This window comes from Aeromonas veronii (genome assembly GCF_040215105.1).
Lineage (GTDB): Bacteria > Pseudomonadota > Gammaproteobacteria > Enterobacterales > Aeromonadaceae > Aeromonas > Aeromonas veronii_G.
This window is the reverse complement of the sequence record NZ_CP157875.1, coordinates 4,111,587-4,132,440: the sequence shown is the minus strand read 5'-3', so window position 1 is coordinate 4,132,440 and position 20,854 is coordinate 4,111,587. Positions and strand designations below refer to the sequence as shown.

The window sequence follows — 20,854 nt, the reverse complement described above, 5'->3', positions numbered from 1 at the left end:
CGGAATGGATCGGGGCCGGACAGGTGGTCGGCTCAGGTGCTGCCTAGCCAGTCACGCAGGCAGGCGGCGAAGCGTTCGGGTTGGTCGGCGTGCAGATTGTGGCCGCCATCCAGCGCCAAGTGATTGATATTGCAACCCTGCTCCACCAGCTGGCAAGCCAGGCGGTGGAATTTTTGATCCCGGTTGCCGGAGATCCAGGTCAAGGGCAAGCCCGTGGATGCCAGCCAGGGGGCGAGTTCCGGCTGCTTGCCCAGCGACGTGGCCCGCAGCATGGCGGCCACCGCCCGGCCATCATTGCCAAGGCGCCTGGCCAGCTGTCGCGCCCGTCCCTCCTCGTCGAGATCCGCGAACACCGGCTGGCGATACCAGTCTGCCAGCACTTCGGCCAGGGGCTCGTGCTCGAAGCGACTGGCCCATTCCTCATCGTGGCGGAGGCGGGCGGCCCGCTCGCCGCTTGGCAGCCCGGGATGGCAGTTTTCCAGCAGCAGGGCCTGCAGCCCCGCAGGGGAGTGGCTGGCGTGATAGAGCGCCAGCCGCCCGCCGAGGGAATAACCCGCCAGCCGGTAGTGGCGGATGCCGCGGGTTTCGAGTTCGCCGCTGAGCCAGGCGTTGGCCTCGTCAAAACCGTGTACCCGTAGATGCTGGTTGCGGCCATGGCCCGGCAGATCCAGTGCGTGGCATGGGATCCCGGGCAGGGCGTCGATCACCCCCTGCCAGTCGCGGCCATCACCGAGCAGGCCGTGCAGCAGTACCAGCGGCAGATCACGACTGTCAGGATTAGAGGGCACGGATGGCGTTCCCCAGTGCTTTCAGATCCTCGGCTACTTCGTTGCTCGGTACCTTGATTTCAATCAGCGTTACGCCTTTTTCCAGGGCGGTGGTGTAGACCTGCTCGAATTCGGCCAGCGAGGTGGGGGCCCGATAGGCGAGGCCGAACATGGCGGCGGCGTGCTCGAAATGCAGACCGTGGGGCAGGCAGTAATAGGTCTCCAGCAGTTGATCCTGGGTTGGCACCGGCAGCAGGCGGAAGATGCTGCCGCCGTCGTTGTTGAGCAGTATCACCACCAGGGGTTGGCTCCCCTTGCGAAGCAGGGCCAGGCTGTTGAGATCGTGCAGGGCGCTCAAGTCCCCGAGCAGCAGAGTGGTGGGCTCATCGCTGCCTTGCTCGACCGATTGCGCGAAGCCGTAGGCTGTGGCGATGAGGCCGTCGATGCCGGAGGCGCCGCGATTGGTCATCACCCGGCTGGGGCTCTTGCCGGTTTCGCCCAGCATGTCCATCAGCCGGGCGGGCATGCTGTTGCCGACGAACAACTGGCCCCGGATCAGTTGATTCAGACGATGGCAGACCCCGAGCTCGGAGAAGCGATCGCAGGCGGTGCGGATCAGCTGGCTGGCTCCTTGCTGGTGTTTTGCCAGCCGGTGCCAGGGTTGCCGCGTCTGCGCCGCAGGGAGCGGGTGAGCGGCGACGAAGGCCGCGGGTTCGCACAGCAGGCGGCGGCGCAGCCGGTAATCGGGATCGAGGCGCGTCGGCTGCGGGTCCACCAGCCAGTAATCCTGCCAGGAGTGCTGCCTGATGAACTGGCCGAGGCGCTTGGAGACGAGGCGGGCGCCAAATTGCAGCAGCACCTCGGCGCGGGCCAGTTCACCCGCGAAGTCGCCATTTTGCAGGGCGAGATCCACGTGGATGTGGTTGCGTTCATCGAAACGGATCTGGCTCTGCAGATCCGCCAGCAATGGCCAGCCGAGGCGCTCTGCCAGCTCGGCCACCGCCTCGCCCTGCACCGGATCCTGGATGCGGCCGGCGACGATGACGCCACGCTTGCCCGTCAGCGCCGCCCAGTCGGCCTGGGGAGGGCAAGCCTGCTCCCCCATCAGCCAGGGGTTCCAGGGTTCACCGGAGTGCAGCCAGTCCCCCAACGGCGCCAGATAGTCGCCAAACTCCTGATAGTGCTCACCCGGATAGAGGGGTTCGGGGTACATGCAGTTGAGATGCACCGGCCCCGGGGTGCGCGCTTGTTGGGCCAGGGCCTGATCTACCGAGCTCAGCACGAAGGCGGCGGGAATGGTCTGGGTGGGGCTCGGCAGGTTGAGCTGATAGACGGGGTAGTGGCCGAAGATCCCCTGCTGATTGATGGCCTGGTTGGCCCCATTGTCGATGAGCTCGGGAGGCCGGTCGGCGGAGAGAATGATGAGGGGCACGCCGGTCAGCTGGGCCTCGGCCACTGCGGGCCAGAGGTTGGCCACTGCGGTGCCCGACGTCATGATCACCGCAACCGGTCGCCCCGTCCCCTTGGCGAGCCCGAGGGCCATGAAGCCCAGGCCCCGCTCGTCGAAATGCAGGTGGCGACGAAAACCCTCATGGGCGGCGGCGGCCATGGTCAGCGGCGCGGAGCGGGAGCCGGAGGCCAGGGCAATGTCCCGCACGCCGAGACGATGGAGCTCCTCCAGCAGGAGGGAAGACCAGACGTGGTTGAAGGTGGCGTGTTGAGTGGCAAAGGCTGGGCGCGCGGACATGAGGCTCTCGCAGTGAGGAAACGATGGAAAACGCTATCCCAGCAGGGAGAGCACGTTGGCTATCTTGTTGTCGAGTTCGGCCCACTCGGCGACGGGTTCGGATCCCGCCACTATGCCAGCCCCGGCGTATAGGCGGAGGGTCTGCCCCTGTACCAGGGCACTGCGGATGGCGACGGCGAACTCGGAGGTCTCCCGGCTCAGCATGCCACAGGCGCCGGCATACCAGCCCCTGTCATAGGGCTCGTATTCGCGCAGAAAGGCCAGCGCCGATTCGCGCGGTGCACCGCCCACCGCCGGAGTGGGGTGCAGGGCCTCCAGCAGTTGCCAGTCACAGACCTCGGGGTGGAGGTCGGCCTCGATGTCGCACTTGAGGTGCTGCAAGAGTCGCAGCTTGAGGATCCGTGGCTCGGTCAGGCTGGTGTGGCTGGTGAGGGGGGCCAGGCGGTTCAGGATATCCGCATGAACCAGTCTGTTTTCCAGCCGGTTCTTGCTGTCGGCCAGCAGCTCCGCCGCCAGCCGCTCATCGGTGGCTGCATCCCCGGAGCGGCGAATGGTGCCCGCCAGCGCTTCGGTCAGCAGGTGGCGCCCCTCGCGGCGATAGAGACGCTCGGGGGAGCAGGAGATGAAGGCCTGGGCCGGGGTGAATTGGAAGCCGAAGTGGAAGCACTCCTGGGCATGGCCTGCCCACTGGGCCAGCAGGGACCAGGGAGAGAGGGGCGACAGGTCGGCATCGCACTGATCCAGCCGACTCTCCCGCGAGAGCACCACCTTGGGGGTGTGGGCCTGGGCCGCCGGGCTGGTGACGGCGCCGACCAGCTGCTGCCACAGGGCGGGCGACGGGCAATCCTGCCGCCGCCACTCCCGCTTGTGCAGCGCGGGCAGGGGGGATTCCGGCAACAGGGCATCGAGGGCGGCTTGCGCGCTTTGCAACTCGGCATCGAAGGCGGCGGTCTCAGCCCGTGCGGGCAGCCAGAGGTTCAGGCAGAGGCTGACGCACTCGCCCCGGCGTACCAGTTCGATGCGCGGCAGCACGAAGCGGCAGGGGCCAAATCCCGGCCAGCCGGGTTGATCGGGATCGAACGCCAGGCCGCCATAATAGCGGGGGCTGTCGTCACTGCCGGCGTCGATGCTGTCACAGACCTGGCGGATATCCCGGGGGCGGGTCAGTTCATGGATGCAGCCGAGGGCCACATATTCGGGGCTTTCGGGGCCGCGGGCCTGCCAATAGATTCGGGGATAGAGGGTTTGCGCCGCCAGCCAGCCCAGGAAGGATTGCACCGGTGCCGCCACGCGCAACCGCACGAAGCCGCTGACATTGCTGTGACGCAGGGCGTCCAGTTGTTGCTTGATATGGGTCTGAGCCAACATGGATGTCTTGTCTGAGCCGGATAATGGCGATCGCTCCGAGGGGAGGATGGCGCAGGTTGATGCCAAAGGGCGATGATTTCCTATATATTATCTGCCCATTCTTCCATGTAAATTGCCCGAGGGAGCTCAAAGCGTTCCCACGGGGCCAAGTATACCGAAATCCGGTTCGATAACCCTTAACACGATCAATATCTGATTGTTTGGCCATCACAATATGACAAATACCTTCTCTGTTTGGCTGTTGGCGGCGCGTTTGCGAACACTGCCGCTCGCCTGTTCCTCCATCTTGCTGGGGTCGGGGCTGGCCGCCAGCCGGGGTGCCTTCGACGGCACCATCATGGGGCTCTCCCTGTTGACCGCCATCCTGCTGCAGATCCTCTCCAACCTGGCCAACGACTATGGGGATGCGGTCTCCGGCGCCGACAACGGCGAACGGATCGGCCCCCAGCGTGCCGTGGTGTCCGGTCTCATCACCCGCAAGCAGATGTGCGTGGCCATGGGGATGACGGCGCTGGCGGCCATCGTCAGCGGTCTCGCCCTGCTGGCCTGTGCCTTCGGCGAGGCCTGGCAGCAGATATTGCTGTTCATCCTGTTGGGAGGGGCGGCCATCGTTGCCGCCATCACCTACACGGTGGGCAAGACCCCCTACGGCTATCGCGGTTTCGGCGACATCTCGGTATTCCTGTTCTTCGGCCTGCTGGGAGTGCTCGGCTCCTACTACCTGTTCACCCATACCTTGCAGTGGGATCTGCTGCTGCCCGCCACCGCCTGCGGCCTGCTGGCGACCGCCGTGCTCAACATCAACAACGTGCGGGACATCGAAACCGATGCCGCCAGCGGCAAGATCACCCTGGCGGTGCGCCTCGGCCGCAACCGCGCCATCGCCTACCACTGGGCTCTGCTCGGGGCGGCGGTGCTGGCCACCGTCGCCTTCCTGCTGACGCAGAACGCCGGTCTCTGGCCCTGGATCTTCCTGCCAGCTCTGAAGCCCCTCACCGACGCCGCCCGCACCCTGCGGCTGAGCTTCGATGGGGAGGTGTTGACCGGCGCCCTCAAGAAGACCGCCATCAGTGCCTTCCTCTACAGCCTGCTGCTCTCCACCGGTCTCGCCCTCTCCTGAGGGGAGATGACAGGTATTAGGCCCCGCGAGGGGCCTTTTTTGTGGCCGCTGCCGCCGCTTTTCTCAATTCATTCAGCCATCTCCGGGTGGTCGTCTCCGGCCGCCCGTGATCCGGTCGGCAATATTGAGAAATTGTGCGCATCGCTGAGCGAGTTGTGACGGGCCCCGATTGTGGCACTCCTCGGATTGCTATAGAGATGTAACCGTATCTGACTGCTTGTGTAAAAAATCCATGGAAGGAGCACAAAATGGACAAGTTGGGAAAACATCTGGGATGGGGGTTGCTGGCACTGGCCGGCGCCTGCTCCCTTGGCTACATCGCCCTCAACCGGGGTGAACAGATCAACGCACTCTGGATAGTGGTGGCGGCGGTGTGCGTCTATCTCATCGCCTATCGCTACTACGGCCTCTTCATCGCCAAGCGAGTACTGGCGGTGGACAGCACCCGCATGACCCCGGCGGTGCGTCACAACGATGGTCTGGACTATGTGCCGACCGACAAGAAGGTGCTGTTTGGCCACCACTTTGCCGCCATCGCCGGCGCCGGCCCCCTGGTGGGCCCCGTGCTAGCGGCCCAGATGGGTTATCTGCCCGGCATGCTCTGGCTGCTGGCCGGGGTGGTGCTGGCGGGGGCGGTGCAGGACTTCATGGTGCTGTTCGTCTCCACCCGTCGGGACGGCCGCTCCCTCGGCGAGCTGATCAAGTCGGAGATGGGACCGACGGCCGGGGTCATCGCCCTGATTGCCACCTTCATGATCATGGTGATCATCCTGGCGGTGCTGGCGATGATAGTGGTCAAGGCGCTGGCTCACAGCCCCTGGGGCACTTATACGGTGGCCTTCACCATACCGCTCGCCGTCTTCATGGGGATTTACACCCGCTACCTGAGGCCGGGGCGCATCGGTGAAGTCTCCATCATCGGCCTGGTGTGCCTCATCTTCGCCATCGTCTCCGGTGGCTGGGTGGCCGAGAGCGAGACCTGGGCCCCCTACTTCGACTTCGACGGGGTGCAGCTGACCTGGATGCTGGTGGGCTACGGCTTCGTCGCCTCCGTGCTGCCGGTTTGGCTGCTGCTGGCACCGCGGGACTACCTCTCCACCTTCCTCAAGATCGGTACCATCGTGGGTCTGGCCATCGGCATACTGGTGACCCAGCCGACCCTGCAGATGCCGGCGCTGACCCAGTTCGTGGACGGCTCTGGCCCGGTCTGGGCCGGTGATCTCTTCCCCTTCTTGTTCATCACCATCGCCTGCGGCGCCGTCTCCGGCTTCCACGCCCTCATCTCCTCCGGCACGACACCGAAGATGCTGGCCAACGAGAACCAGGCCTGCTTCATCGGCTACGGCGGCATGTTGATGGAATCCTTCGTCGCCATCATGGCCCTGGTCTCCGCCTGCGTCATCGATCCGGGTGTCTACTTCGCCATGAACAGCCCGATGGCGGTGCTGGCACCGGCGGGCACTGCCGACGTGGTGGTTTCCGCCGCCGCCGTGGTGAGCGGCTGGGGCTTCCAGATCACCCCGGAGACCCTGACCCGTATCGCCAGCGAAGTGGGGGAGCAGAGCATCATCGCCCGGGCGGGCGGTGCCCCGACCCTGGCGGTGGGCATGGCCTACATACTGCACGGCGCCCTCGGCGGCTTGATGAACGTCGCCTTCTGGTATCACTTCGCCATCCTGTTCGAGGCGCTGTTCATCCTCACCGCGGTGGATGCAGGCACCCGGGCCGCGCGCTTCATGCTGCAGGATCTGATGGGGGTTATTTCTCCATCCCTGAAACGCACCGACTCCCTGCCGGCCAACCTGCTCGCCACCGCCCTGTGCGTACTGGCCTGGGGCTACTTCCTCCATCAGGGTGTGGTGGATCCCCTCGGTGGCATCAACACCCTGTGGCCGCTGTTTGGCATCGCCAACCAGATGCTGGCGGGGATGGCACTGATGCTCTGCGCGGTGGTACTGGTGAAGATGAAGCGCCAGGCCTACGCCTGGGTCGCCCTGCTGCCCACCAGCTGGCTGCTCATCTGCACCCTGTCGGCGGGCTGGGAGAAGACCTTCAGCGATAATCCCAAGCTCGGCTTCCTGGCCATCGCCAACAAGTTCCAGGCCATGATCGACAGTGGCACCATTCCGGCCCAGTACACCGAATCCCAGCTGGCCCAGCTGGTGTTCAACAACCGGCTGGACGCGGGGCTGACCCTGTTCTTCATGGCGGTGGTGGTGATCCTCGCCTTCTTCTCCCTGAAGACGGCCATGAAGGCGCTGCACGATCCGCAGCCGACCGCCAACGAGACCCCGTATCAGCCGATGCCGGCGGGCAAGGGTGCTTCCTCCAAGTCGGATGATGACGGCGATCTGGCCCCCAGCCTCAAGTAAGTGGTTCCACAAACCGGCACCCCGGTGCCGGTTTGTGGGCAAGCGGTTCAAGGAGCAACCATGTTCGATACCCTGGCCAAGGCGGGCAAATACCTGGGGCAGACCGCCAGACTCATGGTGGGGGTGCCCGATTACGACAATTACGTGCAGCACATGCGGCTGACCCACCCGGATCAGACCCCCATGAGCCACGACGAGTTCTTCCGCGAACGCCAGGATGCCCGCTATGGCGGCAAGAATGGCGGGCGCTGCTGTTAATCCTTTTGCTGTAGGATCCTTTTCATGACCCAGGCTGTAGCGGTCACCTTCGATTGGACGGTTTTCTCGGCGTGGCTGGGAGCGGCCACTCATCCCTTCCCCACAGGACTTCCATCATGACGCAAGTTGTAGCCGTCACTTTGCTGACCGGTTTTCTCGGCGCCGGCAAGACCACCCTGCTCAACCACTATCTGCGCCACCACGCCGATGCCTCGGTGGCCATCCTCGAGAACGAGTTTGGCGCCGCCAATATCGACGGCGCCTTGCTGGAGGGGGGCGCCGGGGTCAGCGTGGTGGAGCTCAGCAACGGCTGCGTCTGTTGCAGCGTGCGGGGCGAATTCAGCGCCGCTCTGAGCGATCTGCTGGCCCGGCGGGCAGCGGGAGAGCTTCACTTCGAGCGGCTGATCGTCGAGACCACGGGGCTTGCCGATCCCGCCCCCATCATCCAGACCTTCTTCGTGGAGGAGGGGCTGAGGGACGCCCTGCGCCTCGACGCCGTGGTGACCCTGGCGGATTGCGATCACATCGGCAGCCAGCTTGACGAGCATCCGGTGGCGGCTGCCCAGCTCGGTTTTGCCGACCGTATCCTGCTCACCAAGACGGACAGGGTGGATGAGGCGGCGCGGGCAGCCGCCATCGCCCGCATCCACGGGATCAACCCCAGGGCCGAGATCCTCGACATCGTGCAGGGGGAGTGCCCGGCCGCGCTCTGGCTCGATCTGGAGGCCTTTACCCTGAGCGATGATCTCGGTCTGAGCTCGGGTTTGCGTATCGTGCGGGGGGGAGACCAGGGCTTCGAGGCCTTCTCGCCCCTTTCGGCCCGACCCCGCTCCTGGCACGATGCCATCGCGGCCCATCTGTTCGAGGGGGGCGAGCTGGATTTGAAGCGGGCAGGCGCCTTCATGGACGCCTGTGTCGAGCAGCACGGCAATGACATGCTGCGCTACAAGGGGGTGCTGGCCATCGCAGGGGAGCCGCGCCGTCTCATCGTGCAGGGGGTGCACAGGGTGGTGGGCTTCGACTATGGCTCCCCCTGGGGAGAAGAAGAGGCGCCGCATTCGCGGCTGGTGATCATCGGCCGTTACCTGCCCATCGATACACTGCGAGCCGGTTTTGTCGAGGCAGGGCACTGAGGAGACAGATGGATGCGCGCGTCGCTGAGAGAGAAGATGCTCCGGGTCTGCCAGCAGAAGATCGCCCAGAAAGGGGAAGGTGTCGGCGTCTCCTTCTACGCCTTCTTTGCCAACAAGAATGAGGATCCGGCGCTACTGATGGAGGCGGCGACCTGGTGGATCCAGACTCACCGACTGGACCATTTCGAGAAGGCCAGCAAGATCATCCGCCTGGTTGAAGCGGAGTAACCGGGTGGGATAAAAACGATAAGGGCTCCTGATGGGAGCCCTTTCTTTATTAGCCTGGCTGATGATGATGCTAGCCGCGGGAGCCGCCAGCCTGGGTCGCACCCGCCGGACGGCGGGAGAAGATCAGGGTGTCCAGCAGCCAGATGACCACCATGGAGGCCCCGACCAGGGGGAAGGCCAACCCGAGCAGTACCAGCACGGCGATGGCGCCCCGCATGGGGGGAAGCTTGGCGGGCAGGGGCGGTGCAGCGAGGCGGCCCTGGGGACGGCGGCTCCACCAGATCCAGAGCCCGCTCACCGCGTTCAGCAATACCATCAGGCAGATGAGGAACATGGCGAGCTGATGGGGCCAGCCATACATCTTGCCCATGTGCAGCATGACGCCGGTCTCCACCACCTTGGCGACCGGGCCGTAATCCTGCCAGCGCACGTCCGCCAGCACCTTGCCGCTGTATTGATCGATGTGCAGGGTGGCGTCGTTGCGCGGATCGTCGGCGAAGATGGCGATGGTGTAGACGCCGGTCTCCCCCGAGGGGGGCGTGATGCTGTAACCCGGGACGACCTTGCGCTCGCTGGCGATGTCGACTACCTGTTGTAGCGGGATGCGGTGGCTGGCCATCACCATGCCCTCATGACCGCCGTGCCCCATGGCACTGTGATCATGCCCCTCGCTGGCGGGCTGGGAGCTCGGCATGGGGGTGCTCTCCATGGCCCAGGGCACCGTCTGCTCGTGGGCATGGTTGAGGCTGCGGGCGAGGGGGGCGGATTTGGGCACCTCGTTCCACATGGCGGCCGGGAAGCGATTCCAGAGGTTGGCGAACTGATCCCCCCAGAACCCCGTCCAGGTCATGCCGCTCAGCAGCAGCAGCAGCAGGAAACCCGCCCCCCAGAAGCCGACCACGGCGTGCAGATCCCGCCACCAGAGTCGTCCCCGCTGGTTCATTCTGGGCCAGAGGATGCCGCCGACGCCGGGTCCCTTGCGGGGCCACCACAGATAGAGACCGCTGATAAGCAGCACTATGCCCCAGCCGGCGGCCAGCTCGATCAATCGATCCCCCGTGGTGCCTATCATCAGCTCGGCATGCAGGGCCCGCGCCACCGCCTGCAGATTCCACTTGTTGTCCATGGTGCCGAGCAGGGCGCCGCTGGCGGGATCCATGAACAGGGTCAGCTCGCTGCCCTGGCGATGGACCACTATCTGGGCGCTGGCATCCGGCGCCGTGGGGGGAAAGTATTTGCGCAGGCTGGCATCCGGCATGGCGATCACCGCCTTGGCCAGCAGTTGATCCGCGCTCAGGGTCTGGGTGGCCGGTGCAACCTTCATCAGCTCGGGATACATGAGAGTGTCGAGCTGGGGCTTGAACAGATACACCATACCGGTGAGGGAGAGCAGGATCAGGAAGGGCGCGACGAAGAGGCCGGCATAGAAGTGCCAGCGCCAGATCCGCTGGTAATGAGTCGCGTCGTGGTTTTTCATCTCAGATCCTTGCGGTCGGGGTGAAGGTTGCAGCTGGTGGAAGGTTTGCTGGCGCGGATGATAGCAGCAACGTTTTGTTAACTGCAATAAAACAGCGCCGAGCGTTCGGGGCCTGGCCTTTGTTCGCTGTGCCTGGGTTGGCGGCTAGCGCCTAATTTATTGATTATAAAAATAATTGTAGTAATGAAATGGGTTGCAACTGATTACTGTGTCAGTTATTTGTGGCATATTGATGGGGTGAGCAGGGTAGCGGAAAATCCAGGAGGAAGTTGTTGTGTATTTGCAACCGCACGGTCAATTCGAGTTGCAGCAGCGGGAACGGGTGCTGCTCTGTCGTCCGATTGGCGCGTTCAACCTGGCGGGGGCCATGGCCTACGAGGCCGAGTTCAGTCGGCGGATCGCCAGCCTGAGTCAGGCTCCCTGGGGGATCGTCGAGATAGCGACCGAGTTCGAGGCTGCCGGTCCCGACGTCCTTGCCCGTTTTCGCAGCCAGTTTGGCTGGTGCGCGGCCAACGGCTGCGCCTTTCTGGCGGTGGTGATGGCTGGGGGCTTCAAACAGTATCTGGCGGAGCGGGTCTTTGCCGGTCTGCCATTTCAGGGCGTGCATTTTTGCGAGAGTGAAGAGGAGGCCATGAACTGGGTCAGGGAACAGCTGGCCGCACTGGACGGCAGGCTCCGCGTTGAAGAGCCGGTGTCATAGAGGCAGCCGCTGGCAGTCAGTTCAGATGGATGAACCACTTGTCCCGCTCGTCGATGCAGTCCGGCTCGCCCATTTCGAATTCCCGACAGATGAGGGGGCGCACCTCGTAGATACGACACATCATGGTGTTGCGATCCAGTGCCGCGCACCAGCCATCCTCCAGCCGGTGCATCACGGGCACCTCTCCTTCCCGTTCCTCCACATAGCGATCCGGTACACCGGTATCGGTGAACAGCATCACCTCGAGGCGACAACAGCAGGCCTCACAGTTCTGGCAACTCACTTCGGGTAGTGTCTGTTGGGTCATCTCATCACCCTTGCGGTCATGGCATGGAAAAATGAAACAGGCGCCACATCGGCGCCTGCGTCTGGCTCATGGCGGGAGTCTTAACCCAGCTTGCGGGCACGGTAGCTGCGACCCTTGATCTTGCCTTCCTGCAGCCGCTTGAGGGCGGCACTCGCCACCTGGCGTTTGACCGCCACGTAGGAGTATTGCTCGGAGATCTGGATCTTGCCGACCTCGCTGCCGGCAATGCCGCCTTCCCCGGTCAGGGCGCCCAGGATGTCGCCGGCGCGCACCTTGCTCTTGCGGCCCGCATCGATGGAGAGGGTCACCATTTGTGGCGTGACGGGTTTGAGCTCGCGCCCGATCTCGCTCAGATCCCCTTGGGGAATGGGAGCCTCTTGGTACTCTTCGATGAAGTTGACGCGCTGGGCCTCATTGGGCTGATAGAGACTCAGGGCCAGACCCTGCTGTCCGGCACGGCCGGTACGACCGATGCGGTGCACATGCACCTCGGGGTCATAGGTCAGCTCATAGTTGATGACGGCGCCCAGCTCCTTGATGTCGAGGCCACGGGCGGCCACGTCGGTGGCGACCAGGATGGTCGAGCTGCCATTGGCGAAGCGCACCAGCACCTGATCCCGCTCCCGCTGTTCCAGATCGCCGTTCAGCGCCAGTGCCGAGAAGCCCTTGGCGGCCAGGTGGTCGGCCACGTCGTTGCAGGCGCGCTTGGTGTTGCAGAACACCACGCAAGAGCTCGGCTGATAGTGGCTCAGCAGCCAGGTCAGGGCCTCGAGGCGTTGACCGGCAGGCACTTCATACAGCTTCTGTTCGATGGCGCTGCCTTCGTGCAGGGACTCCACGCTCACCTCCACCGGGTTGCGTTGCACGCCGCGGCTCATCTGGGCGATCCCCTCCGGGTAGGTGGCGGAGAACAGCAGAGTCTGGCGACGGGCGGGGGCATGGCTGATGACCCGGTTGATGTCTTCGCCAAAGCCCATGTCCAGCATGCGATCCGCTTCGTCCAGCACCAGGGTCTCCAGACTGGAGAGCTCAAGGGTGCCTTGCTCCAGGTGCTTGAGGATGCGGCCCGGGGTGCCGACGGCGATGTGGGCACCGAAGCTCAGGGTCGCGGACTGGGGGGCGGTCGGGGTGCCGCCGCACAGGGTCACCAGCTTGACGTTGGGCATAGCGCGGGCGAGGCGACGGATCTCGGTGGCCACCTGATCTGCCAGCTCACGGGTCGGGCAGAGCACCAGGGCCTGCACGTCGACACGGTTGACGTTGAGACGGGAGAGCAGGCCGAGGCCGAAGGCGGCGGTCTTGCCGCTGCCGGTCTTGGCCTTGGCGATGAGGTCTTTGCCTTCCAACACCAGGGGCAGGCTCTGGGCCTGGATCGGGGTCATCTGTTGGTAGCCCAGGCTGGCGAGGTTCTCCAGCAGGGCGGGGGAGAGGTTGAGGCTGCTAAATTCGCTGTTGTTCACAAAAAGACTCTATTTCAAAGAAAACCGGGAGCGCGGTGCGCTTAAGGGGGCGCATTGTACCAGAAGTCATGCTCGCTGTGATGGATTGTGGCGGATTTTTGAGCGCAGCCCGGCGGCTCCTGGGGCAACGAGCCGTGTGATGTCTGGATGAATCCTGACTATGTCGACGGCAGGCTGACGAACATAGGGGGATGACTAATTATGCTCAAAGAATACAAACGTTTTTCAATCGAAAGTGATTAAATAAAGCAGCGCAATATACTTCAAGCAGGCATTTTCAAGCCATTAATCAACCTGTCTTTGATTACATAGTGTATATCAATACCGGGTTTCAGTATTGCAAGTCATTGTTTATGTTGGTTTATGTTGACTATCTTGGTTAATTGAAACGTATTCTTGCAGATTAATTAATTTAAAAACGTTTGTATTATTCTGGGTACATATTTCTACTGCAAATTGTGATGCCCCTCCGATTTTTAAATAGGCAATTCCCTATGATGGCGCCGGTTAAAAAATTAAAACTCACTCAGGTGCTACCGCTATGGAATACGTTCACTTTGTGCTCGGACTGGTCATGGTCCTCGTGTTGGCGTTGCTGGCAAACCGCCGCAACTGGAAGCAGATCAAGCTGCGCTATATCGGCCAGCTGTTGGTGGTTGAACTGGCACTGGCCTGGTTCATGTTGAACTCCGAAGTGGGTCTGGCGGTGGTGGGTGGTTTTGCCGCAGGCTTCACCAAGCTGATGGAATTTGCCAAACAGGGGACCGATTTCGTCTTCGGTGGTCTGATGAATGAGGGGGCGTTCTCCTTCTTCCTGATGGTGCTGATGCCCATCGTCTTCATCTCCGTTTTGATCGGCATTTTGCAGTACATCCGCCTGTTGCCGCTGGTGATCCGCGGCATCGGTACCGTGCTGGCCAAGATCAACGGCATGGGCAAGCTGGAGTCTTTCAATGCCATCAGTTCCATGATCGTCGGCCAGTCCGAGAACTTCATCGCCCTCAAAAACATACTGCCGCACCTCAACGAGAAGCAGATGTATACCCTGGCGGCGACCGCCATGTCGACCGTGTCCATGTCCATCGTCGGCGCCTACATGCAGCTGATTGAACCGCGTTACGTGGTCGCGGCGCTGGTGCTCAACATGTTCAGTACCTTCGTGGTGCTCTCCCTCATCAATCCTTATGAGCCTGACAACACGGTCACCGACGCCAAGAGCCTGGCAGAGGGTGACGAGCACCATAGCCCGAAACGCCAGAATTTCTTCGAGATGCTGGGGGAATACATCATGGCCGGTTTCTCGGTGGCCGTGATCGTGGCGGCCATGCTGGTCGGCTTCATCGCCCTGATCGCCCTGGTGAACTACCTGTTTGAGGTGGCCTTCGGTGTCAACTTCCAGCACGTGATGGGCTACATCTTCTACCCCATCGCCTGGATCCTCGGTATCCCGAGCGGGGAGGCACTGCAGGCTGGCTCCATCATGGCAACCAAGCTGGTGACCAACGAGTTTGTGGCCATGATGGATCTGGGCAAAATCGCCGCCGATCTCTCTCCGCGCACCGTCGGCATTCTCTCCATATTCATGGTGTCGTTCGCCAACTTCAGCTCCATCGGCATCATCGCCGGTGCGGTGAAAGCGCTGAACGAAGAGAAGGGCAATATGGTCTCCCGTTTCGGTCTGAAGCTGGTGTATGGCTCCACTCTGGTGAGCCTGCTCTCCGCTGTGATCGCCGGTGTGATGATCTGACAAGTCGCTCTTGTCTTGCCAACAGCCCCCTGCCCAGGCAGGGGGTTGTTCTTTTGTGATAGGAAGCATCGATATACGGTCTCGTGCTGTATGGGGGTGACCAGAAAAATGAAGAGGCCGCCAATGTGGCGGCCTCTTTGTCTGGGGCAAGGACCCCATCGCAGGGACGATGAGGCGATGCCGGTTATTTAAGGACAGGTGACGGTATTACTGGTCACGCCATTGAGGGTGGCCTGGTAAGTCACCTGCTGGGTCAACAGCAGTATGTCGATATTGTTGAGGGTTACCCCGAGCACAACACCATTCTTGCTCCAGGTGACGCTGTTGCTGACATCAAGCGTGCTGCCATCAGAGAAGCTGGCGACGGCCTTGCGGGTCACTATGTTGGCAATCGGGAGGCCGAGCAGCCCGAGCTGGACCTGGGTGGTGCAACTGGCCGTCAGGCTGCCGAGAGTCGCTGCCGTGATGGTGATCGGCTTGCTGTCTGAGCCGGTCAGGAAGCTGGCACTGATATTGGCATTGCCTGCCGCCACCCCATGTGCAACCCCGGTGCCGGTGACGGTCACCACGCCAATATCGTCACTTTGCCAATGGGCAAGGGCGCTGACATTCTGGGTGGTCAGGTCACTGAAGGTTGCTGTCGCCTTGAGCTGTACCTCGTTTCCACTCGCCAGATTGGGGATGGTTTCTATGCTGAGCGAACTCACAGTTGCAGCCGTTGCCGCGATGTTGATGGTGGATGTGATGCCGCCCAGAGTGCCGCTGATGTTGGCAGAACCCACGGCCAGAGCCTTGATCTGGCCGCTCGCATCCACGCTCACCAAGGCGGGAGAGCTGCTGCTCCAGCTGGCCTGGCTGGTGACATCCACCACCGTATTGTCGGAGTAGGTTGCCAGCGCCCTCAGTTGACCATTGGTACCCAGTGCCAGGGAGGCCAAGGGGGTGCTGATCTGGATGGTACTGACCGTTGCCGCCGTGACCGTGATGATCAGGGTGCTGGTCTGCCCGCCAAAACTGCCGGTGATGGTGGCAGTCCCGGGGGATACTGCCGTCACCTCTCCATTGGTATCGACGGTGGCAACGTTGCTGTCACTGCTGCTCCAGGAGATCAGACTCGAGATGTTCTGGCTGCTGCCATCGGAGTAGTTGGCAACGGCAGTCAACTGGGTCTTGGTGCCAGCCGCCAGAGTCGATGCCGTCGCAGACAGGTCGATCTGGTTCACGCTGGCACTGGAGACGCTCAGGCTGACTGGATTGCTGGTGACGCTGCCCACGCGACCGGTGAGGGTGGCATTGCCAATGGTGACCGCGGTGACTTCACCGGACAGGTTGACGGTGGCGACACCGATATCCGAGCTGTTCCAGGCCACCAGGTTAGAGATGTCCTGAGTCGTGCCATCGCTATAGGTGGCGATAGCCGTCAACTTGCCTTTGGTACCCTTGGCCAGGGTGAGAATGGGAGGGGTGATCTGGATCTGGCCGATGATAGCGTTGGTGACCGTCAAGATTGTCCCGGCGCTGGTCACGCCATTGACGCTGGCAGTGATGGTACTGGTACCCACCGCGACCCCGGTCGCCAGACCCTGGGTATCGATGGTGACCTTGGTCTGATCGCTGCTGACCCAGGCAGCCTGGTTGGAGACATCCAGCGTACTGCCATCGCTCAACACCGCCTGAGCCTTGAACTGGACCGAGCTGCCCTTGGCCAGAGTGCCACTGCCGCTATCGAGGACGACCTGGACGCTGCTGACGGTGGCATTGGTGACCACCAGCAATACAGTATTGCTGCTGACGCCTTGGAAGAGGGCCGAGATGTTTGTTCCTCCTGTACTGACCGCAGTTGCCTCACCGTACTGGTCTATGACCGCCACACTGTTATCCGAGCTAATCCAGCTGACCTGGTCGCTAACATCCTGCGATGAGTTGTCGCTGAAGCTGGCGATGGCCTGGAATTGCAACTTGGTGCCTGCAGGCAGGGAGGCGGTGGGCGGAATGATCTGCAACGAGGTGGCGATGGCATTGGTTATGGTCAGACTGACACTGCGGCTGACGGAACCTAGGGTGGCGGTGATGCTGGCCTGGCCTATGCCGTTACCCGAGACCTGTCCCTGACTGTCTACGCTGGCGATGACGGGGTTGTCGCTGCTCCACAGTGCCTGAGCCGACACGTCCTGAGTCGAGCCGTCGCTGAAGGTGGCGATGGCCTGCAGCTGACTCTTGGTACCGAGGGCAATGGTCGAGACGGCAGGAATGACTTGTAGGGCGGTAGGGCTGGCGTTGTTGACCTGAATGCTGGTAGTCGCGGTGACGCCGAGCAGGGTGGCGGACAGCGTCACTGAACCCGCAGCGACACCGGTCACCAGGCCTGTGCTATCGACGGTGGCAACGGCGTTGTTGCTGCTCAGCCAGGCGATTTGGGAGGAGACATCCTGGGTGCTGTTGTCGGCAAAGGTGGCAATGGCCGTCAACTTGGTGGTGGTGCCGATGGCCAGTTGCACGGAGGCCGGAATGATCTGGATCTGGCTGACGGCCAGATTGACGGCAGAAACAGTGGTTTGGCCAGTGACGCCCAATATGGTGGCCGTCACAGTCGCATCACCAGTATCGTTTGCGGTGATTTTCCCCTGGCTATCGACGCTCAGCACGGATGGGTTGTCACTCTGCCAGCTGGCCTGAGTCGACACATCCTTGGTGGTATCGTCCGAGAGGGTAGCAATGGCTTGCAACTGCAGTGACAACCCCTTGGCGAGCTTGGTGGTCGGGGGAATGATGGAAACCTGGGTGGGGATGGCATCCGTGATGGTGAGCTCCGAGCTATTGCTGGTGACTCCCTGATAGCTGGCGGTGATCACCGTCTCACTGACCTTGAGTGTCTTGGCTAATCCCATGGCATCTATGGTGGCGATGCTGGTATCGGCGCTGCTCCAGCTGGCGACGTCAGTAATGTTGGCGGTGCTGTTGTCGCTATAGGTGGCGATGGCCAAATACTGGGTACTCAGGCCAAGGGGGGTGCTGGGGTTGGCTTCTGCCCGGGCCTGATTGCCTGCGGTATCGCCAGATATATCTATTTTGGTGATAGTTTTGGCGGATGGATTCGTTGGTTTGGTGCCTCCCCCTCCGCCTCCTCCGCCGCAGCTGAATAAGAAGAAGGTAAGAAACAGCGAAAGAAATACTGTCATTGGCTTGCTCATGGATATTCCCCTTTAATCTCTGTGCTTAAGGTAAGAGGAGATTCACCCTGATGAGGGGACAGCGAATCCTGCAGAGATATTTATCTCTGTTTTTGTTGAATGACATGTTTTATCAATGTGCTGATTTATCTGTATTAAATTCTAGTGATAGATGCTTTTTATGAGACAAGCCCTCTTTTCTATGTGGGTGTGAATGCTAAGGGTGTGAATCCTAGATGACTGCTATGGATAAGTTTATTATTTGTGGTTTGTTAATATGTCTAGGTCAGGGGAAGGGGTATTTCAATGGCTATTGATATAATTAAAAGTATTGCTTTGTAACAAATCGCCGTTCTTTAGTTATATTGATGAACCGTTCTGCCGGTGGAGAAGGCGGCAATCAGGTATCGATGGCCTTGGTGTGAACCATGGCATGAGGACAAGACTTAGGTGAGACAGCAGGCTGGACGAAACTGGATGGGAAGGGATGACTTGAGTCCATGGGCCGGCAAGCCAAGCCCATGGTGGCAAGAGGAGCGCTGTGCTGGGTCAAGTCAGTTTGCCCTTGAGCAACCATCTATCCAGGGCGTTGGCGAAGCGCTGTTTGTCGGCGGCATTGAAGGGAGCGGGCCCACCGGTCTGGACGCCAGCCGATCGCAGCTCCTCCATGAAGTTACGCATACCGAGTCTGGCCTGTATGGTTTCGCGGGTATAGATCTCGCCGCGAGGATTGAGTGCTTCGCCACCAGCGTCGATCACCCAAGACGCCAACGGAATGTCGCCGGTGATGACCAGGTCACCGGGTTTAACCTGCTGCGCTATCACGTGATCCGCCACATCGAAACCTTTCTCCACCTGCTGGGTCTTGATGAAGGGAGAAGGAGGCACGCGCAGCCCCTGATTGGCTACCAGCGTGGTAACGACCTGGGTGCGGTGGGCGGCACGGTAGAGGATCTCCTTGACCGGGAGAGGGCAGGCATCGGCATCGACCCAGATGGGCATGGCATGGTTTCCAATGGTTCACACGAAGGGCACATCTTAGCATGGCTGGCCGAGAGAGACCGCCCGGGGCTGAGCCAGGCCGCGCTTTCGTGTAAGCTGACCCGATGAATCGACGCGAAAAGGATGAGTGGATGGATCGGGTGCCCAATGATGTGATTTACGGCCTGACGTTGGATGGCAAGGGGGGCATGCAGCCTCTGGCGGTGGGGAGCGAGATCCCCGCCGCCGAACCCAGCTGGTTGCACCTGGATTACGGCAATCCGGAAGCGGCTCGCTGGCTGCTGCAGACGCCGCTCATCAATGAGGTGGTCCGTGAATCTCTGCTCGGCCAAAGCAATCGCCCCAAATTGGTCCGGATGGGGGAGACGGTGCTCTTGATCCTGCGCGGCATCAACCACAACAAGGATCACCGCCCCGAGGAGATGGTGGCGCTGCGGATCTACATCACCCCCGATCTCATTCTGAGCAGCCGCCGTCGCCCCCTGTTGTCTGAACGGGATGTGTTCGAACAGCTGAAGCTGGGGGGCGGAGCCGACTCGCCAGCTGACTGGCTGGTGGAGATTTGCGATGCCCTGACCGACCGGGCGGGGGAGTTTGTCGAAGAGCTGCACGATCAGATCCTGGAGCTGGAAGAGCAGGTTCTGCTGCGGGATCTTCCCCCCAACGGCCGTCTGGCCAGGATCCGCAAGCAACTCATCATGATCCGCCGCTACCTCTCTCCCCAGCGGGATCTGGTGGCCCGCCTCGCCAACGAGAAGATTAGCTGGCTGGATGAAGATGACAGGCGCCGCCTGCTCGACATTGCCGATCGCCTGCGGCGCTGGCTGGACGATCTGGATGCCGGGGTGGCCCGTACCGCGGTGCTGGCGGACGAGATCAACAACCTGATGGCGGAGGCGACCAACCGCCGCGCCTACCAGATGTCGGTCATGGCGCTGCTGTTCCTGCCGGCCAGTTTCCTGACCGGTCTGTTCGGCATCAACCTGGGGGGAATGCCGGGGGCCGAGAGCCCAGCCGCCTTCTGGATCTTCAGCGGCTCCCTGCTGGCGCTGGCCGTCGGGCTGGGCGTCTGGCTCAAACACAGACGCTGGTGGTAAGGAGCGAAGATGACGACGTGGGAATCTTTTGGCGTGACCCTGCTGTTGCTGCTGGGTCACACCCTTATTCGCGGGCTTATCCACAAGAGCCTGCTGGCCCTGGCCAAATCCAGGCAGGTGAGTGAAAACCGGGTGCTCTACGTGGAGCATGTGTTCCACTTCCTGCTGGGGTGCGCGACCCTGCTGATCCTGGCCGGAGTCTGGGGACTCGACTTCTCTCGCCTGGTGGTACTGGCCTCCTCCTTCTTCGCGGTACTCGGCGTCGCCATGGTGGCGCAGTGGTCGATCCTCTCCAATATCACCGCCAGCATCACCATCTTCTTCGCCTTTCCCTACAAGATTGGCGATCGGATCCGCATCCTCGACAAGGATGACTCCGTGACGGGGGTCATCACAGAGATCGGTCTCTTCTACGTGCGAGTGCGGGACGACAACGGAGACATGGTCACCTATCCGGCGAACCTGATTCTGCAAAAACCGGTCAGGAAGCTGGAGGAGAGGGAGGCCGTGCCCCTGCAACCAGAATGAAAAAAGCTCCCTCGGGAGCTTTTTTCATGGACAGGCTGACTCAGCGTTCGAAGAAGTGGTAGAGATGCTCGACCTGCACCGGACAATCGGCCACCCGGTGAATATGATCGCGCGCCTCCTCGGCGGAGGCGAAGCTCACCGGGCACCCCAGAGTGTCCGTCATCGCGTACAGACGACCGTCCTGCCCGCGAAATTCCACGATCCAGCCAGGTGAGATGACATCGTGCAGGATCTCCGCCTCCTTGAAACGCTGTTGCTGATGCAATGTCCGCAATTCGGTGACCGTCATGACATCCTCCTATGACCGATGACACTCACCTTCATTCTAGTTGCCCGGGCTGGGCGGAGCCCTGTCCGGCCAGCCCTCGATCAT

The 20,854-nt window shown here is 61.8% G+C and carries 18 protein-coding genes; 9 read left to right on the top strand and 9 right to left on the bottom strand.

The features are described from left to right. Positions 1–32: 32 nt before the first annotated feature. The 3 genes from menH to ABNP46_RS19085 are packed head-to-tail and all read right to left on the bottom strand — an operon-like array spanning position 33 to position 3,882. Entirely contained in the window at positions 33–788 is a 756-nt protein-coding gene (menH, locus tag ABNP46_RS19095; protein ID WP_349919916.1) for a 2-succinyl-6-hydroxy-2,4-cyclohexadiene-1-carboxylate synthase, read from the bottom strand. Next, entirely contained in the window at positions 778–2,514 is a 1,737-nt protein-coding gene (menD, locus tag ABNP46_RS19090) for a 2-succinyl-5-enolpyruvyl-6-hydroxy-3-cyclohexene-1-carboxylic-acid synthase (RefSeq protein WP_349919914.1), read from the bottom strand. Before menD ends, menH begins: the two co-directional genes overlap by 11 nt. A gap of 33 nt (positions 2,515–2,547) precedes the next feature. Next, a complete protein-coding gene (locus ABNP46_RS19085; protein ID WP_349919912.1) occupies positions 2,548–3,882 on the bottom strand; it encodes an isochorismate synthase in 1,335 nt (444 codons plus the stop codon). Positions 3,883–4,096: 214 nt separating this feature from the next. On the opposite strand from ABNP46_RS19085, the gene ABNP46_RS19080 reads away from it, so the two are divergent. The 5 genes from ABNP46_RS19080 to ABNP46_RS19060 all read left to right on the top strand — a co-directional run bounded on the left by ABNP46_RS19080 (position 4,097) and on the right by ABNP46_RS19060 (position 8,993). Then, a complete protein-coding gene (locus tag ABNP46_RS19080; protein ID WP_349919911.1) occupies positions 4,097–5,002 on the top strand; it encodes a 1,4-dihydroxy-2-naphthoate polyprenyltransferase in 906 nt (301 codons plus the stop codon). A 248-nt stretch (positions 5,003–5,250) separates the two neighbouring features. Further along, positions 5,251–7,374 (top strand): pyruvate/proton symporter CstA, encoded by a 2,124-nt coding sequence (gene cstA / locus ABNP46_RS19075; RefSeq protein ID WP_349919910.1) that lies wholly within the window; start codon positions 5,251–5,253, stop codon positions 7,372–7,374. Between the two features lie 60 nt (positions 7,375–7,434). Next, positions 7,435–7,632 carry a YbdD/YjiX family protein gene (locus ABNP46_RS19070; RefSeq protein ID WP_290019660.1) on the top strand — a complete coding sequence of 66 codons (198 nt, stop codon included), beginning with the start codon at positions 7,435–7,437 and terminating at the stop codon, positions 7,630–7,632. A gap of 116 nt (positions 7,633–7,748) precedes the next feature. Then, entirely contained in the window at positions 7,749–8,765 is a 1,017-nt protein-coding gene (locus ABNP46_RS19065) for a CobW family GTP-binding protein (protein WP_349919909.1), read from the top strand. A gap of 12 nt (positions 8,766–8,777) precedes the next feature. Further along, on the top strand, positions 8,778–8,993 hold the full coding sequence (locus ABNP46_RS19060) for a DUF6500 family protein (protein WP_349919907.1): 216 nt from the start codon (positions 8,778–8,780) through the stop codon (positions 8,991–8,993). A gap of 70 nt (positions 8,994–9,063) precedes the next feature. Here the strand turns inward: ABNP46_RS19060 and ABNP46_RS19055 are convergent, their stop codons facing one another. Next, positions 9,064–10,470, bottom strand: coding sequence for a PepSY-associated TM helix domain-containing protein (locus ABNP46_RS19055; RefSeq protein WP_349919906.1), 1,407 nt, complete (start codon positions 10,468–10,470; stop codon positions 9,064–9,066). A 274-nt stretch (positions 10,471–10,744) separates the two neighbouring features. On the opposite strand from ABNP46_RS19055, the gene ABNP46_RS19050 reads away from it, so the two are divergent. After that, positions 10,745–11,170: a hypothetical protein gene (locus ABNP46_RS19050; RefSeq protein ID WP_349919904.1), complete on the top strand. Its 426-nt coding sequence runs from the start codon at positions 10,745–10,747 to the stop codon at positions 11,168–11,170. A 16-nt stretch (positions 11,171–11,186) separates the two neighbouring features. Here ABNP46_RS19050 and ABNP46_RS19045 read toward each other — a convergent pair whose 3' ends face one another. Both ABNP46_RS19045 and dbpA read right to left on the bottom strand, forming a co-directional pair. Beyond that, entirely contained in the window at positions 11,187–11,477 is a 291-nt protein-coding gene (locus ABNP46_RS19045; RefSeq protein WP_349919903.1) for a YkgJ family cysteine cluster protein, read from the bottom strand. 80 nt (positions 11,478–11,557) lie between these two features. Then, on the bottom strand, positions 11,558–12,937 hold the full coding sequence (gene dbpA / locus ABNP46_RS19040) for an ATP-dependent RNA helicase DbpA (RefSeq protein WP_349919902.1): 1,380 nt from the start codon (positions 12,935–12,937) through the stop codon (positions 11,558–11,560). 541 nt (positions 12,938–13,478) lie between these two features. Here dbpA and ABNP46_RS19035 point away from each other — a divergent pair. Further along, positions 13,479–14,684, top strand: coding sequence for a NupC/NupG family nucleoside CNT transporter (locus ABNP46_RS19035; protein ID WP_349919900.1), 1,206 nt, complete (start codon positions 13,479–13,481; stop codon positions 14,682–14,684). A gap of 188 nt (positions 14,685–14,872) precedes the next feature. Here ABNP46_RS19035 and ABNP46_RS19030 read toward each other — a convergent pair whose 3' ends face one another. Next, on the bottom strand, positions 14,873–17,668 hold the full coding sequence (locus ABNP46_RS19030) for a beta strand repeat-containing protein (RefSeq protein WP_349919898.1): 2,796 nt from the start codon (positions 17,666–17,668) through the stop codon (positions 14,873–14,875). Positions 17,669–18,403: 735 nt separating this feature from the next. Then, entirely contained in the window at positions 18,404–18,856 is a 453-nt protein-coding gene (locus ABNP46_RS19025) for a YaiI/YqxD family protein (protein ID WP_349919896.1), read from the bottom strand. A gap of 104 nt (positions 18,857–18,960) precedes the next feature. Between ABNP46_RS19025 and zntB the strand changes: the two genes are divergently transcribed. Beyond that, on the top strand, positions 18,961–19,953 hold the full coding sequence (gene zntB / locus ABNP46_RS19020; RefSeq protein WP_349919895.1) for a zinc transporter ZntB: 993 nt from the start codon (positions 18,961–18,963) through the stop codon (positions 19,951–19,953). 9 nt (positions 19,954–19,962) lie between these two features. Beyond that, on the top strand, positions 19,963–20,481 hold the full coding sequence (locus ABNP46_RS19015; protein WP_349919893.1) for a mechanosensitive ion channel domain-containing protein: 519 nt from the start codon (positions 19,963–19,965) through the stop codon (positions 20,479–20,481). Between the two features lie 40 nt (positions 20,482–20,521). Here the strand turns inward: ABNP46_RS19015 and ABNP46_RS19010 are convergent, their stop codons facing one another. Beyond that, positions 20,522–20,770, bottom strand: coding sequence for a hypothetical protein (locus ABNP46_RS19010; protein ID WP_349919891.1), 249 nt, complete (start codon positions 20,768–20,770; stop codon positions 20,522–20,524). Between the last annotated feature and the right edge of the window lie 84 nt (positions 20,771–20,854).

Bases quoted from the DNA above. Each gene is read 5' to 3' on its own strand.
- ABNP46_RS19025 (WP_349919896.1), bottom strand. From the start codon at position 18,856: ATGCCCATCTGGGTCGATGCCGATGCCTGCCCTCTCCCGGTCAAGGAG.
- ABNP46_RS19060 (WP_349919907.1), top strand. From the start codon at position 8,778: ATGCGCGCGTCGCTGAGAGAGAAGATGCTCCGGGTCTGCCAGCAGAAG.
- ABNP46_RS19070 (WP_290019660.1), top strand. From the start codon at position 7,435: ATGTTCGATACCCTGGCCAAGGCGGGCAAATACCTGGGGCAGACCGCC.
- ABNP46_RS19080 (WP_349919911.1), top strand. From the start codon at position 4,097: ATGACAAATACCTTCTCTGTTTGGCTGTTGGCGGCGCGTTTGCGAACA.
- menD (WP_349919914.1), bottom strand. From the start codon at position 2,514: ATGTCCGCGCGCCCAGCCTTTGCCACTCAACACGCCACCTTCAACCAC.
- ABNP46_RS19035 (WP_349919900.1), top strand. From the start codon at position 13,479: ATGGAATACGTTCACTTTGTGCTCGGACTGGTCATGGTCCTCGTGTTG.
- ABNP46_RS19085 (WP_349919912.1), bottom strand. From the start codon at position 3,882: ATGTTGGCTCAGACCCATATCAAGCAACAACTGGACGCCCTGCGTCAC.
- ABNP46_RS19015 (WP_349919893.1), top strand. From the start codon at position 19,963: ATGACGACGTGGGAATCTTTTGGCGTGACCCTGCTGTTGCTGCTGGGT.
- ABNP46_RS19045 (WP_349919903.1), bottom strand. From the start codon at position 11,477: ATGACCCAACAGACACTACCCGAAGTGAGTTGCCAGAACTGTGAGGCC.
- cstA (WP_349919910.1), top strand. From the start codon at position 5,251: ATGGACAAGTTGGGAAAACATCTGGGATGGGGGTTGCTGGCACTGGCC.
- ABNP46_RS19065 (WP_349919909.1), top strand. From the start codon at position 7,749: ATGACGCAAGTTGTAGCCGTCACTTTGCTGACCGGTTTTCTCGGCGCC.
- zntB (WP_349919895.1), top strand. From the start codon at position 18,961: ATGAATCGACGCGAAAAGGATGAGTGGATGGATCGGGTGCCCAATGAT.
- ABNP46_RS19055 (WP_349919906.1), bottom strand. From the start codon at position 10,470: ATGAAAAACCACGACGCGACTCATTACCAGCGGATCTGGCGCTGGCAC.
- ABNP46_RS19010 (WP_349919891.1), bottom strand. From the start codon at position 20,770: ATGACGGTCACCGAATTGCGGACATTGCATCAGCAACAGCGTTTCAAG.